A 15,069-nucleotide genomic window follows, 5' to 3' on the forward strand; every position below is an offset into this window, starting at 1 on the left:
GCTCACTCCAAACCCATCATCTTCAGATGAGCTGAAACTTTGTCATCTAACTCAGCCACACTTTGAGTAAGATTGGGTAGAGTAATGCTATATCGCTCCTCAAGTTCTTTCACTCGATTCGAAAGCCGCTGTATAACACGCTCAATCTCCGCTTCCAAAGCATCAGCCAAGCTGGCCTTCCATTTATCCTGTACTAGCAGAATTTTTATCTCGTTATCAGCGAGCTTTGGATAATGGGAAAATACAGCAAGATCCAGTTTTTCCTGTGCTTCTTTATGCGCTTTTTTGGCTTTGGTTTCAGCATCAAACCACGCCTGAGCAGTTTTCAGTACTGCTTTTTCTTCTTTATCCGTGGCCACTTTGAATCGTGCTTTAATGCTGGCAGCAGTTACTTTCTCTTTGTCGTTCATTGCATCAGAAAGTAGCCCATCATCACCGCTGTTTTCCTCAAGGAAACTTTCAAGTGCTTGTGCAGCTTCATCATAAGCGACTTGAAGTTGATCAAGCTTCTGCTGTTCAGAAGCAAAATAGCGAGCTACTAAAAGGGCTGGCGGCAATAGTTCAGCCTTATACTTTTTCTTACCTATCACTAGATCCGGCGTTTCTTTGAGTTTTTCGCCTTTTTCGACAATAAGTTCACGAAGTACTTTTCCCGCCTGCCAGCCATCCTGACTCAGGACATAAACATCGTCCAGCATCACCTCCATCCAGTAATCCATTAGTAACTGATAGATGGCATAGTTCTCGAGCAACGGAGTGTCAGCATTGGCTTCAGACGCATATGCTGCGAGAAGTCGCTCGCCAATTTCTTCAATAAGCTGTTTTGGGGAGTCACCGCGAGCAATTTCTTCAAGCTGACAACCTGCAAACCACTTTTCAAAAGGTATCAGCGCCCCAACCCTAAAAGCAGCAAATTCCGGGTGTGCCAGAATAGTACTTTTCACCCTACCTGCTTCAACTCGAGCATTGCTGTAACCAGGGCGAGCGGGTTCAAACAGATCCTGTCGTAAAGTCGGGAAAATGTTCCAGTAAGCGCTAAGAGCATCAATATCGCGATTAGGGATGCCACCAGCCAGATGACCAGAAAGGTCGTGTAGATCTTCTGGATCGCTGCTGTCGATATAGCGAGGGATATTGAGGTTGTAGTCATTGCCAGCAATTTCTGACAGTGGAACCAGACGGCTGAAGCGAGCAATTACCTGCTCACGATTAAATGCATCGACAATTTTATGGATGTCCTGGGCGCGTAGGCGATTTTTATTGCCGTCCTTAATAAAGCCCTTACTGGCATCGATCATAAAGATGCCTTGCTGACTCTCACCATTAGGGTTGAACGCTCGGAGTGAAGCATCTTCTTTATCGATGACGATGATGCAGGCTGGGATACCTGTGCCATAGAACAAGTTAGCAGGTAGGCCAATAATACCTTTGATATAACCTTGTTTTAGCAGGTTTTCACGAATATGTGCTTCAGCATTGCCCCGGAACAGTACACCGTGAGGTAGGATCACTGCGCCTTTACCTGTGCTCTTGAGACTCTTGATGATGTGCAGCAGGAAAGCATAGTCGCCGTTCTTTTCAGGCGGAGTCCCCCAGACAAAACGGTCAAAAGGATCGTTCGCAGCATCCAGCCCGCTGGTCCAGTTTTTGTTGGAGAAAGGGGGGTTAGCTACAGCAAAGTCGAAGGTTTTAAGGTTATCGTTGCCATCTTTCCAATGTGGATCGGCTAAGGTGTTACCTTTCCAGATTTTAGCGGTGGTGTTGTCATGCAGGATCATGTTCATGCGTGCCAGTGCGCTGGTCGCATAATCCATCTCTTGGCCATAAATGGTTAGCCCTTTCGGACCGGCTTCGTCACTGGCTTTCAACAGCAGTGAGCCTGAACCACAGGTAGGGTCATAAACGGTAGCATCCTGTGGTGTCTCCTTGCTGATGCCAATAACTTTCGCCAGAATGCGTGACACTTCTGCAGGAGTGTAAAACTGCCCTTTGGATTTACCTGACTCTGTAGCAAAGTGACGCATCAAATATTCATAGGCATCACCCAGCAGATCGTCTCCGTCAACGCGGTTGGCTGAGAGATCCAACCCTTCGAAGATTGCCACCAGCTTGGAAAGACGGTCGATCATCTCCTTGCCTTTGCCCAGCTTGTCTTCATCATTGAAGTCGGCAATGTCGATAACACCTTTCAGGTCATTAGCTTCAGCCAGTAATCTGATGGTTTTGTTAATTTTTTCGCCAATTTCTTTGTTGCCCTTGAGAGCAACCATATCGTCGAAACTTGCACCTTCCGGCACTTCAATCATCGCGTAAGGGTTGCCCTTAGCTTTGTCAGAGACGTACTTCATAAACAGTAGGGTCAACACATAGTCTTTGTACTGTGAAGCATCCATTCCGCCACGCAACTCGTCGCAGCTCGCCCAAAGGGAGGAGTAAAGTTCGTTCTTCTTGATAGCCATATGGTGTCCGGTGAAAACAATGCATGTAACGCGGCAAAGAGGTGACGACACAATCGTCCAAATAGTTTCTGTCGCGTAAGAATTTACCAGAGAGTTTATCAAGTTGGTGGGGCTTCGACCATGGACGTCTGTACATCAAATTCAGATATTGCTGTAGATAAAAAGGTAAGTTTCACTTAGGCGTGAAGTAGGGAAATTATGGTAAAGGGCTATTCGGAAAGGGCTGTACTACATGTAGTGGCGTCCAATTAGCCGAAAATTACTTTCACCAAAACAGCCCGCATTGCGGGCTTTATGATGTAAAGCATACTTCATAGTGAGGGGAGCTATTCTGCATTAATATTCGAACTGTTCACTATCCCTTCTGTTTAGTCTCGCGCTCCTCTGCTGGTCTCTGTCGAACCGTTCTTGCACTTCGTCCATCATCCGCGAGGCTGCAAGCGCAAGCTCCGGACTTCCGCTATTGCGAAGCTCAGCGAGCAATGTCAATTTATCCTCTGCACAGGCTGCTCTGGAGCCTAAGTCGTCATCTGCAGAGGCATTATGCACCAAGCCCGATAGCACCGGTTCGGGTGAAGGAGCTCCTGCAATCAGGGCGCTGGCCAGGGCGGTCCACACGAGATGTTCCCCGGATTTTTCATACGGAGAAATCAGTGTTGCCAGGCATGGATAGCGGGTCCGAGGATCCTGCTGACACCAGGCCATTGTGACTGCCATTGGCAGTACCGTTAGAGGCTGGTCTTTGCTGTAAGACCGCTGTGAAACAACGTCACGGAAGGCTTCATCAACGACGCCGGGTGCAGGACATAAGCGGTCAAGAATAACTTGCGGCTGGTAGTGACAGATGAGGCCGAGCACCTCGGTGAAGTCATAATCATGCAGAGTATAGCGTTCTGATGACCGGACAATGGCTGCCAGCAGGTCGCGAGCCTGCTCAGCAGAACACGCCTGAAATGCACGTTTCGCGATCGCAGAGATGTTATATTTGGGAATATCTCTGGTCGGTACCGGATGCCCATAGATGATGGCGCAGATCCACCCACGTGCGAGCTCCAGCAGAGGCTCACTGCAGACATAGCCGTCGCGACCGTCATCATGAACCCGCATCGAAAGGATATCGAATGCAGTGGAGGGGCCATTTTGATGGCGCCACATCAGTTGCAGGAGTTCGATGAGCGAACTGTCGGGGATAATGGCATGCCGCCTGCCACTGGCTAATATTCGGTAGCCATTCACATCTTTTTCCGGGTCCTCAAGATGGTGCATAACTCGCTCAATGCTGTTTGCATCCATCGGAATGTGCGCCTGTATTATTGCAAAGTGCTTCTCCATCTTAGGCATGTGCAGCCAGGCATCCAGAACGGCATGACAGAGCGCGGAATCCTGGTGATAAATTCCCCGTAACGAACCACAAAGAAAGACATTTTTAATGTTCTCTGCGCCTAGTCGGGTTATCTGGGTATTAAGTTTCTGGCAGAAATCCTGAGGATCTGAAATCTCTTTGCCCAACACGGTCGAAAATTCCATCATCCGTCCATAGTCGCTGTCCTCAAGCAAGGCACGGTAAATAATGCTGTCCCTGAGGTCTGGCAAGCAGGATGCTACGTCTCTGCCGAGGGCAGCAGCCAATTTGTTGGCAACGTCATATCCGGAAGTGTGATTTTCCCCGTCCACATCCTTTTCCCCGAGGCCATAAAAACTCTGTTGTTGTGAAAAAATAAAGATGTTGAGTTTCTGTGCTAGTGTGTCCGGCCGGGTCAGTTGTTCGAGCTGCTGCAGAGTCTCCCGTTCTGCTTCGGTCTGTTTCTCGGCGTCGAAATGAATGGCCTGTTTGACGGTCGTCCACAATGCCTCATCACCCGGCGTGCCGACGAGCATTTTAATCAACGTGACAAGTAGGGGCTGTGCGGGTTTGATTTTCCATAACGATCTGAACCAGCTATGCACTATCCCGCATGTATCGCGGGATAGCTCCGGATGCCTGGTGAAGGTAGCGATGAGAAAGTCCAGTACCCTGCAGAACCAGCCCTCGTAGTCGTTCCTCGTCTGAGGAAGATATCCAAAGTCACGAACCTGAGCCCCAAAGTCGAAGCCCTGAAATGAGGTAAAATGCGATGTTTTCAGCAGACTATTTAACAGACGCAATGCCAGACCCGTGCGTTGCTCGAGAAGCAGTGTTTTGATGATGTTAAGACGCATTGCTAACGGTGCATGGGTGCCGGACAGATGGATATGAAACAGGGTGCACAGAAGGTCGGTACTGGAGGCATTGTTTTCGTTTGTCTTCTCATTTTCGGCAAAGCGGCACAGCAGCCAGACACACTGCTCAAAATAGCGAGCCTCATAAGCCAGGGAGCGTAACAGACGAGTAATCACGGTAAATGCCAGGTTGTCACTCGTAAAGAACCAGCCGTCTGGCTCCAGGTCACCTGTTCGTGTAATAAACCCCAGTGTTTGCTCTTGGGCTACCGGGGCGACATTGGCAATCAGGGAAAAGGTTTCAGTGTAGTGGTCCTTTCCTTGGGCGAGCATCCTGTCAAATATGCCGTCAGAAGCCAGCATTTTACCAGCCATGGCTGCCGCTTCCTGGGAATCCGAAAGATAACCCAGCCGACGTGTAAACGATCTGAACAGACGTTCATTTTTATCAGGGGCCAGAACCGATAGGATCTGTGTGGCTGGAATGTCTTCCAGTGCTCGCTGTGCGAGTCCGTTTGCAATGGGGTGCGGAAGAATGGCCATCCAGTCTCCCCTAACTTGAGCCAGTCCCCGCCGTTGAATTTCACGCGCGCAGGCATAAAGTCTGTCATGATGAAGGTGGGCAATGCAGGCCAGATCGGTCAGTTCTTCACTGTATCCGTCCCCGTTAGCAAAGCGGAATGAATACACTATCGAGAGAAGTGAACCAGCTTGCATCAACTCCGGGCTAGTATCGTGCCGCTGATTAAAGAGCCTGCTGAACAGCTCGCTGCTCCTCAGTCTGGAAATATTCTCTCCCCGGCCGATGGTGGCAGCTAGCGCCAGTGCAACACGGGCATTCCCTCCCGAGAATTCTGCAATGGTACTTCGACTAGCCTGGCTGATGTCAGGGAAATAGCCAGATATTAAGGCCTCAATCAGTTCTCCGGAGCTGGCCTCCATCGAGATAACATCGGTGTTATCAGGAATATCATCCCGAACATCATACTCCACGGTCAGAAGACGGGAACGCGCAGGCCCAGGATCGGCGTTTAACACACTGTTCAGTGAGTTATGCAAGGCCGGGGCACAGTTGTCGACGACAACCACCGCCTCCTGGGCCGTGGATTTGAGTTTTTCCAGCAGAGCATCTGGAGCTGGAAACGCTTGGCCTCCGGCATCGGTATAAAAAACAGTGTCGGGGGAGAGAGCTGCCCGACCGATGTTTGTTTCAAAGAGGGCCTGTACAAAGCGGGTCTTCCCGACCCCAGACAGTCCGACCAAGCGGAGTACCGCACCGGGCACAGCGAGCTTTTGTCTGATCGCGTCCAGCATCTCTTCAGCCGTGATTTTCCTGCCAGCATCGATAGTCGCATCGCTGAACTTGACCTTATCATCAATAATATAACGTCCGTCAACGTCTTGCGTAGCGCCTGACCAGTTCTGGTATCCGCGCCAGCCACTGACCTGACTGCCAAAATGCTTCATTAGCCAGAGGTGCTGTGGGGTGATTTTCGCCGACTTAACAAAGTTCAGCACATGCTGATACACCTCATTCTGCCTCGAATCAGGTTTGCAGATCCCGTTATGATCAGCATCGACCATAACCATCTCTGCTTGGATTCCCGGGTCTGCACTGTCTGGTTTGACAATCTTAGCAAGCCCGTATAATTTTCGGCTTTCGCCGAGGACCAGACGCTTACCGGTAAAGGTGCGGTCCCAGTTGCGATACCAGACATTGAGTTCGCGCAAATCGGGGTTGTTGCGGTAAAGATAGGCCGTCATGGCTGACGGTCGTCCTCCGAGGCAGGCAAATGCCAGCAATCTTGCGGGTAAGGAATTACCTAAACTCGAGACATCAGAACCCTGATGGGGGGTACCAAGAAAGGCAACGGCGGTGATACTATTCAGCAGTACGCTGACCTCAGGCTCATCCTTTCGGTCACAAGCAAGCCGGATTATTTGTTTAATCAGCAATCCGCCCTGACTGTGACCGATGAAAATAACTTCTCCGCGAGTGATGTCATTCTGCAGAAGTAGCAATTTAAATATGTTCTGAGCCCGATCCTTCAGGCCCATGTCGGGTTGCAACCAGGTCAGGAGACTGGTTTCATATTCGACAGCCCAGATTCGCAGATCCGGATCATCCTGCTGTAACCATTCAGGCCAGAACTGACGTTTATCCTTTCCGGCAGTCCAGGTTTTACGGTAATGGCCACCGAGACCATGTATCAGAACAACATTGCGTTTTGCCCCTTCAGTACCTGCTATTAAATGAATAGTAGCCATCTTCCCACTGTTCCTTGCGTATGTTTAATCTAAATTCACGCCAGATAAGGTCATTCTTTGATATTTGTTTAACGCTATTTATATCAGTATTCAGGCTTCTTGAACCGCTATCAAGTTTAGATATAGCTGTCAGCCCGACGAATAAATCAATGGGGCAGGTCATTGTCATGGTCTAAGTTCGTTACCTGAAAGTCATAACAGAACTAAACAGGAAGGGGAAAGGACCCGCATACAGGATTGCTTATGTCAAAAGGAGCCTACTTTCAACAGGCTACGAGCCATGTACAAAATTGATAAGAGCTGATTCCAGCTGGCTTCTTGCTGCGCTATAAATTTCAAATTAGTGGCTGTGATGCCCGATTATAAGTTTTGGCAGTGGTATGTTGACGAAGGCGTTCTGCTGAATAAACCCGCCGTAAAAGTTTGCCTAAACTGCAGGGTTAGCGGCAAAGCCCCAAAGCCGAAGAGTCTTTTAGGAAAAAAATACGACAGATAGTGGATAGCGACCTGCAACTCGTCGCTATTAACGCTGAGGTGTTCACTTCAGTGCGTTTCCCCCAGTGCTCACAGCACCGTTACGGTTTCGGGGCACCCGAGATTTCCACATCGGCAAAGTTCTTTTTCCCTGTGATGCGCCAGTGGCCGATTTCGCCAAATCTACTACCGCTGGTGACAACAACATGGTCCTCAGTTTATTGTCCTTCGAATTTACTTTTACCTCTGGTTCCAAGTGTGCGCAGTTCAACAGCCGCTTGCTTGTCGTATTACGCCGGTCGAGTTCAAACCACGGCGCTTCATACTGTGAGCCCACATGAAGGATGAGTCCAGAGCCGTATGATATGCAGCTCCAGGTCCTGGCTCCTTTACTGACAGCCTATCAGCGGTGATATAATTACCCAGTGCGTTGGTGGCGAGAAACACTTCAACATTATCATGATGTCACCCATTTTGACTGGCTAAAGTCTCCGGTACGACAGGTTAGGCAGTAACGTTCACCATAGTAACTGGTCTTGCATTGTCTGCACTGCCAGTCGGCTTTACTGACCCTGGGAGTAGCATCGGGGAGGAGGCGCTGTAACCGTCTGACCAGTTGCTGTTCACTAGCATCCGGATTGGCATAGGGACAATGCTGTCGACCATTGTTGGTGAGACCCGTTTCGGTGTGCTCAAACCACGGACATTCGGTGTCGAACTCAGGGTGGTATTGCAGCACTCTGTTGCAGAGACGGCTGGTATAGTGATCGTAAGGCGCTGTCTGCGCGGTACGAGCCCCGCCTAGGCGACCGTTACCGTCGAGAGCGGTAACGGATTTAGCAAACATAGTCATGTTCCTGCAGGCAGGCGTAAGCCGTCCCTGAAGAGTAGACAGACGCCATGCGGTTGAATGGATTAAAGGGATTGAAAGGGGACCTGCGGTGTGGTTGTCACACTGTGGCATTGTGGCGTAAATAAATCGCCATCAGCAAAAAGGATGCAGGGAATATCAGCCCTGACTGCAGCCGAATGAGCGTTCGGTACTGCTGTATCGCTTGGTGCGATGCTTTGCCATGTAGCTCAGACGGAAAGTCAGTGCATCCACTTTCTTTCTGAAATCCGGCTTATTGATTTCCAGAAAAGCCAGGGGGTTACCCGGGAAATGGACTAACGTCAGATATTCATACCAGTCTCGTTTCTTCATCGCACTCAGCCAGGCGTTTTGAATCAGGGATGCCAGACCTTTCCCCTGTTCATCGTAGCTTCCCAGAGCATTGAACGTGTCGGTGTTGACGAGGAGAGCCAGGTGATAATGCTTCTTGCCGCCCAGTTCCGGTTGCTCCAGCACCCAGACGTAACGTACTGAAGTACGGTGGCTTCGTTTCCCTTCCTTGGCTCTTCTCTGCCGATAAGCGACTATCTGAGCTTTCAGTGAGTCGATAAACCGGGACATCAGTCCCGGGCTCAAATCAGCATCGCTGGTAATACTGTCTCCCAAATCTCCGTTTTCCGGTAAGTGCAAATCCACCCTGATAACTGTGGTTTGTGGATGCTCCTTCAGTGCGTGGCAGAGCACTTCAGCGATTCTTTGTAGATAAGCCACATTGAAAGGTGCCTGGCTTGGGTCGAGCTTCATAGGGTTAGTATTATCGAATATGAACACAGTGGTTTCCTCCACCTGCCGAGGGACAGCAGGCATGGTGCTGCTATCCCGTAAGACAGGCCGGCATAATGGTTTGGTTGGGGGAGTAGGGGGGATGCTGAAGTTCTTAGTTGATAGATCAGCGACTGTCATGGATGCACAGCATCATTCACACCAGAAGTGGTAGTAACTGATTATATTGAAGTAATATATTACCTATCCGACATTATCATCATTCAGAGAATCCTTTTGGCATAAGTCTTAACTGATTGGTTTACCGTCAATAATCACTCCGAAGTTAGTTGTCCCATATAACAGGCATTTACAAGGGAACAACGATGTTTCCGACTAATACTACAGAAGGTTAAATCAGTGGATCGACAACTGTGCGATACGCGAAAGTAACGTATTCATCCATTACGCTAGTTATCATCAGAATTTCCTCCTGCCGCCCAATGATCCAGTTGCAAAGCTCCTCATAGGACTTGCGCTTCAGATTGTCGGTCCAGTCATCAAGACTATTTCCCAGCATCAAATCGTACCAGCACAACCTGACCATCTTCAGACGCAGTTCAGTACCACTAAACTGCCGAAACAAACTGATGAGCTTATTTGCCAGAGGACGCTGTTTCAAACGCACGCACTCAGACAGCAAAATCCCCTCCAACATGGGATGGTGAGCCAGCAGATGCTCTTGAGTTAATAAACTAACGCTCAGGTCATCATTGACGGTTATCGATGCTTCGGTTCTGCCATAAATAATCCGGTGCAGGCATTGTGGGACGATGGCAATAACCTCTTTTTCTTCTGGAAACTTAAGGCTGCCAACCGTCAGGGTATGATGGTGACATATATTCTGGTGACACATACCCGATCTGATCGCCAGCTTCGTAAAATCTGTCAACCAGGTTTGATAATATTTATACAGCTCCTCGTAGCGTGGCTTGTAGTCTTTCATGGTTTATATTCCTTATGGCTTAAATTACAGGTGGCAGAAACCGCCGGATATACCGGGAGATTATTAGTCTGCTGAGGGTTTAGTCGGAGTGGAGGTTATTTACGGGACTGGTCGACGCGTTCCTGGAGCCAGGCTTCCACTCCACTTTTCAGCCATCGGGAGCTTCGCCCTAGTTTGATAGGTTTGGGAAAGGAACCATCTTTAATGAGCTTATAAATCCACTTATCTGTCATCTGAAGAAGCGTTGTGATAAATACCATGTCAACGAGTTGATCTTCGGTAAGCAAGGTAGGGGTATTCATGATTTGTCTCTCCGGTTTTGAAAGGTAAGCCGGATTAGTGAAGTTTGATAACGACGACTGCTCCGGGACATATCCATGTGGAGATACGTAAAAAAAGCGAGTTATGTTTACCTCTGTTCCTGCCTTGGTATCAATGCTGGAGTTTTTCAAAGATAGAAGATAATGAGATGTTATTTCTAGGGCCATATTTTTCCACTCCAGATAAAATTAACCGTTACGCATAGTGAAAATGGTTAAAAATATAAATGAAGAAATGCAAGATGATTGTGGGCTTGATAAAGGCTGCAATAATTTCTGTATAACTTTGGAGAGAGAATGAAAATCATCATCCTCATTTGCATATGTAAACCACATCACATAACTGTCATTTCCCCCTAGATCTTACACATGAAAGTTATTGATATACAGCGCGGGGTTATGCTAAAAGTCATTGATTCACTGTAAATCACTTAGTGATATCAAGGAAGGTGCCGGTATGGTTAAGCTAGTGGGAAATGAGAGTAGTAAGATACGCAATCTTGAAAATAAACTTATTGCGAATAATTATCGTTTTCAATCTGGTGGAATAGATAAAGATTACCGGGCATATCAGGTGAGGGTTTTCAATTATCTTATTTCATTAAATATTCCAGAGCAAAAAATTAGTGATTTCCTTGCTGAAGTAGATAATAGCTATACAAGCGGCTTTCCATCAGAAAATGAACTGGATTGGTATCGTAATGATCCACGAGCAAGTTTGTGGTTGGCTTGTGTATTATATGAAAAATTAAAATCAGAAACTCCTGAATACAATAGCGATTTTTTATCCCCTACGTCATTACAACCCAGTCATGATGTAAGAATTGATGCAATACGTCGCTGCATGGACGAATGGCCTATATTTTATATAACACAGTCTGACTTTATGAAGGATAAAAGTATTGAGTGGGCAGGGTTACTTGATCAACATGATTTATTTAGGGGTGTTAGATCCAGTAAAGTTGATGTCTGTTCCTGGTTAAGGGATTACTTAAAGGGGAATACATCAATTGGACTGAAACGTATTTGTGGTAATTCTCCTGAAGAAATAATGTCGTGGTGCTATGCCAGTTACTTTATGTGGAGAAAAAACAGCCTGCACTCTCCGGATTCTGTCGAGTTGTTCATTAGGAAGTTTAAGAGCGCCTGGTCTACACAGAAAAACAGGAATAAAAATAAAGAAGAGAAAAAGCTTGTGACAATGAGTTTAAATATCTCTCAGCAAGCTCATGATATGCTGAGAGATATGTCTATGAAAGATACGATGTCAAATAACGCAATTATAGAGAGTGCCATTCTTAGGCTATATAAAAGTAAAAATACTAAAGAACACTCCAAATAATTTCAGACAGATATTATCTCAGTGAATCACCCGCATCCTTTACCGGATTGCGGGGCTTGTTATTTTTCACGCTGAGATCTTCGTATGCAAAAATTGGACGGCCTTAAGGCCTTTGAGCAACCTCTGGCTTCACTGCCACACCCGTTTCGCAACCTTATCCTTGAACGTCTTCGCAGTCTCACTCAATACGAGCCGGTAATCGGCATCATGGGTAAAACCGGAGCGGGTAAGTCGTCGCTCTGTAACGCGCTGTTCCAGGGAGAGGTAACACCTGTGAGCAATGTTGAAGCCTGCACCCGCGACGTGCTGAGCTTCCGGATCAGTAGTGGCTCTCACAGCCTGTTATTGGTCGACTTACCCGGAGTGGGGGAAAGTAAGGAACGTGACGAGGAGTACACCACGTTATACCGTCGGATCTTGCCCGAACTGGATTTGGTGTTATGGGTAATCAAAGCCGATGACCGGGCACTGTCAGTGGATGAACACTTCTATAGCAAGGTGATGCTGGCGTATCAGCATCGGGTGCTGTTCGTGGTTAATCAGGCTGACAAGGCTGAACCGTGCCATCAGTGGAATGCCACCAGCAATACACCATCTCATAGCCAACAATCGACAATTGAGGCCAAGCGGAGCGCGGTGCAGCAGCTCTTCCTGCCGCACCATCCAGTCTGTGTTGTATCGGCCCGAACGGGTTGGGGGCTGGATGCGATGGTAGAGACGATGATGCGCAGCCTGCCTGACCGGGCCACCAGCCCACTGACAACACAACTGCACGGAAGGCTCTGCACCGAGCCGGTAAAAAAGCAGGCACGCGAGCGCTTTGGTCATGCCGTGGATGAAATGATTGGCACTGTAGAGTCATCATATTTTCTGCCAGCGCCTGTAAGGGCTGTGATTCGGACGGTGCGAGAAGCTGTGGTGACCGTTGCACGTGCCGTCTGGGACTGGATCTTCTTCTGACAACAACTTATGACGGACACTTCCTGTCCTTTCCTCGCTCAATTAATGAGCGATTAATTCACCTTCAACGCGCAAAGGCGCATTACAGCTGCAATTCTCGCACTGAAAAAATACGCCTTCCCATGTCCACACCCTGTCCGACCCCTTCGTTACACTAATCACTTAATTTTCAGCCTGTTAACGGGATGGAGAAACTCTAATGTCCCAGACTGAGCGTCGCCATGAGCGGCTGGCGGTTCGGCTGTCCCTCATTATCAGCCGCCTTGTTGCTGGCGAAACACTGGATATGGGCCTTCTTGCTGCTGAGTTTGGTGTATCGATCCGTACCCTGCGCCGGGATTTTCGTGAGCGACTAATGTACCTGGACCTGGAATATCGCGATGGCACCTGTCGTCTGCTCTCAGGTAGCCATCAGCGTGAACTGGCTGTACTGACTTTTGCCCGTCAGTCAGGTGTGGAGGCCCTGTTTCCTGACATGGATAACCACATGGTCAGCTCACTGCTGAGTGGGCCCGGTGAGTCTCCTTGCCTCATATGGGCAGGGGCAGAGTCATTGTCGCCACCCAGGCCAGGTATATTTACACGCCTTGTCAGGGCCATATCAGAGCATCGCCGTGTGACGCTGCTGGCTGAAGGTTGTCGCTGTTCAGGGCTTGCACCATACCGCCTCGTACTCTGCGGCAGGCACTGGTATCTGACTGGAGAGCATCATCATCGCGTGGCGGTGTTTCCGCTGAACGATATCCATGCGGTTACCTTGCACCCGGAACTGTTCGTGCCTGACCTTCAGATTCGCAACGTTCTCGCCGAACCGGAATTACTCAGAGCCCTTCCCCATTTTCACGTTTTTCACTCACTGCTCGCCAGAACCGGCGACGGTCTTTTACCTCATAAGGAATCATGATGAAGAAATTACTGACCACAACGGCGCTGGCCGTCAGTCTCTGCGCTGGCGCTGTCTTTCCGGCGTCTGCCGAAACTGTCGTGGGTACCGTCAAATTCTGGCAGTACATGCAGGCGGATGGCTGGAAATCGGCCGATGGCATGGACAATGACACGCTGAACAACACGCTCTACCAGGCCAGTGTCATTGGCAATTACCCCTGGACTAAACAATTTCTGCTGCGTCAGCGCGGAGGTGGAGCTTATTTTCTCGCCGATAAGAAAACGCATACCGTACGCAGGCTGAATCTGAAACCTGCCAGCGGTTATTACTCCGATCTGACATCGGTCTACCAGGGCGAAGACCAGGGGAAAGGGTGTTACTTCACTATCATCGACACCCAGTATCAGCTGGAGCTGGCTGACGAACCTCACAGCAACCAGGTGCTTGCTGCATTCCCGGAAAATTGTGTTAACAAACAGCAGCAGGCTGCCCTGGCGGCGAAGCGTTCTGCCTCAGAGCAGAAACTGCAGCAGTGGGTAGCCCAACAGAGTCTGGCAGAGTTGTGCCGACGCACCGGCAACTGCTGAAAGGAATCTGCACCATGAAGAAATTGTATCCACCTGTGCTTGCCGCTCTGACAGTTATCGGTGCCATGGGAGTCTCTGGCTGCGACAGCAAGGAAGATGCTGGCGTGAAAACGATAGCCCGGTTTAAGGACCTGGCTCCGCCACCGTTCAGCAAGATTGTGTCGCATAAATCCGATATTGCCCAGGAATGGGTAAAAAAGGATGCCTTTGGTACACCGCAATACACGGTGATGAAAACCCGTCAGTCGCCGGAAGGCTGTGAGTCAGGTAATTATTACTACATTGCTGACATGCAGCAGAAAACGGTGCAGCCGCTGATAGCAGCCCTGTGCCTTGCCGACAATATCACTCTGAGCTTCAGGATTGAGACCGACAGCTACACGGGTGAAAAATCAGTGGTGTATTCGCACGATGGCAAGGAAATGGGGAAACTCTATCTGCCGGAGAATCAGGAGAAAAATCCATGATGAAGCTGAAAGGCGTTATCTCAGTTTTCGCTCTGAGCCTCTGTCTGCTGTCACCTGCTCAGGCCGAAGAACAGCGTTACATCAGTATCCGCAACACCGACATGGTCTGGGTGCCGGGTAATGTCTGCGTCTGGCAGTTTCGCCTGGACAACGGCGGAAGTGGTGTAGGGGTCGGGCCTTTGACACTTTCCCTGCGTCTGAAAGATAAAGGGGGGAACACGCTGGCAATGGGGGATATGGCGGTGGCTGCATTTGGCGACAGCGATGCCACTCGCTCTCAGGAGGCCTCGCTGGAGAACGAATGCGTGGAAAACGTCAGCTCCGTCGAAATCATGAAGGCAACGGAAGAGCGTAATGGTTATCAGATTGACCTGCCACTGTCCGTTTTCGACCCGAAGTACTACCGGCCGGTACAAGTCACGGTTGTCGGTGGTAAGGCATCCTAGCTGCTTGATTGCCCGCTTGATTCAGCCCCTGTCGCTTATGCCACAGGGGCTTTTTGTTTTA

At 49.1% G+C, this 15,069-nt stretch carries 12 protein-coding genes and 1 pseudogene; 6 read left to right on the forward strand and 7 right to left on the reverse strand.

Annotation, left to right across the window (positions count from 1 at the left end; genetic code table 11):
• Positions 1-2 precede the first annotated feature (2 nt).
• The 7 genes and pseudogenes from PGH32_RS17575 to PGH32_RS17600 all read right to left on the reverse strand — a co-directional run bounded on the left by PGH32_RS17575 (position 3) and on the right by PGH32_RS17600 (position 10,302).
• Complete coding sequence (locus PGH32_RS17575; RefSeq protein ID WP_337894694.1) at positions 3-2,459, reverse strand: type I restriction-modification system subunit M; 2,457 nt, start codon at positions 2,457-2,459, stop codon at positions 3-5.
• A gap of 336 nt (positions 2,460-2,795) precedes the next feature.
• Entirely contained in the window at positions 2,796-6,926 is a 4,131-nt protein-coding gene (locus PGH32_RS17580) for an esterase/lipase family protein (protein WP_337894695.1), read from the reverse strand.
• A gap of 538 nt (positions 6,927-7,464) precedes the next feature.
• Positions 7,465-7,776, reverse strand: a pseudogene (locus tag PGH32_RS24730) (DUF7828 domain-containing protein); the annotation flags it as partial.
• An 81-nt stretch (positions 7,777-7,857) separates the two neighbouring features.
• Positions 7,858-8,247 carry a putative zinc ribbon protein gene (locus PGH32_RS17585; protein ID WP_337894696.1) on the reverse strand — a complete coding sequence of 130 codons (390 nt, stop codon included), beginning with the start codon at positions 8,245-8,247 and terminating at the stop codon, positions 7,858-7,860.
• Between the two features lie 162 nt (positions 8,248-8,409).
• Positions 8,410-9,036, reverse strand: a complete 627-nt coding sequence (locus PGH32_RS17590; protein WP_337894870.1) for an inovirus Gp2 family protein — start codon at positions 9,034-9,036, stop codon at positions 8,410-8,412.
• A gap of 370 nt (positions 9,037-9,406) precedes the next feature.
• Entirely contained in the window at positions 9,407-10,000 is a 594-nt protein-coding gene (locus PGH32_RS17595) for a hypothetical protein (RefSeq protein WP_337894697.1), read from the reverse strand.
• A gap of 95 nt (positions 10,001-10,095) precedes the next feature.
• The gene (locus PGH32_RS17600) at positions 10,096-10,302 is read right to left on the reverse strand and encodes a helix-turn-helix transcriptional regulator (RefSeq protein WP_025122562.1); all 207 of its coding nucleotides are present in this window, start codon (positions 10,300-10,302) and stop codon (positions 10,096-10,098) included.
• Positions 10,303-10,777: 475 nt separating this feature from the next.
• Here PGH32_RS17600 and PGH32_RS17605 point away from each other — a divergent pair, with 475 nt between their 5' ends.
• From PGH32_RS17605 to PGH32_RS17630, 6 genes are all read left to right on the forward strand, one after another.
• A complete protein-coding gene (locus tag PGH32_RS17605) occupies positions 10,778-11,662 on the forward strand; it encodes a hypothetical protein (protein ID WP_337894698.1) in 885 nt (294 codons plus the stop codon).
• Between the two features lie 84 nt (positions 11,663-11,746).
• Positions 11,747-12,622 (forward strand): GTPase family protein, encoded by an 876-nt coding sequence (locus PGH32_RS17610; RefSeq protein ID WP_337894699.1) that lies wholly within the window; start codon positions 11,747-11,749, stop codon positions 12,620-12,622.
• A gap of 199 nt (positions 12,623-12,821) precedes the next feature.
• Positions 12,822-13,526 carry a WYL domain-containing protein gene (locus tag PGH32_RS17615; protein ID WP_025122559.1) on the forward strand — a complete coding sequence of 235 codons (705 nt, stop codon included), beginning with the start codon at positions 12,822-12,824 and terminating at the stop codon, positions 13,524-13,526.
• Positions 13,526-14,095 carry a hypothetical protein gene (locus PGH32_RS17620; protein WP_025122558.1) on the forward strand — a complete coding sequence of 190 codons (570 nt, stop codon included), beginning with the start codon at positions 13,526-13,528 and terminating at the stop codon, positions 14,093-14,095. Before PGH32_RS17615 ends, PGH32_RS17620 begins: the two co-directional genes overlap by 1 nt.
• Before the next feature lie 14 nt (positions 14,096-14,109).
• A complete protein-coding gene (locus PGH32_RS17625; RefSeq protein WP_337894700.1) occupies positions 14,110-14,562 on the forward strand; it encodes a YfjS/YafY family lipoprotein in 453 nt (150 codons plus the stop codon).
• Complete coding sequence (locus PGH32_RS17630) at positions 14,559-15,008, forward strand: IrmA family protein (RefSeq protein WP_025122556.1); 450 nt, start codon at positions 14,559-14,561, stop codon at positions 15,006-15,008. The genes PGH32_RS17625 and PGH32_RS17630 overlap by 4 nt, the downstream gene beginning before the upstream one ends.
• Positions 15,009-15,069 lie beyond the last annotated feature (61 nt).

Origin of the sequence: Erwinia sp. SLM-02, from assembly GCF_037450285.1 — a bacterium.
GTDB lineage: Bacteria > Pseudomonadota > Gammaproteobacteria > Enterobacterales > Enterobacteriaceae > Erwinia.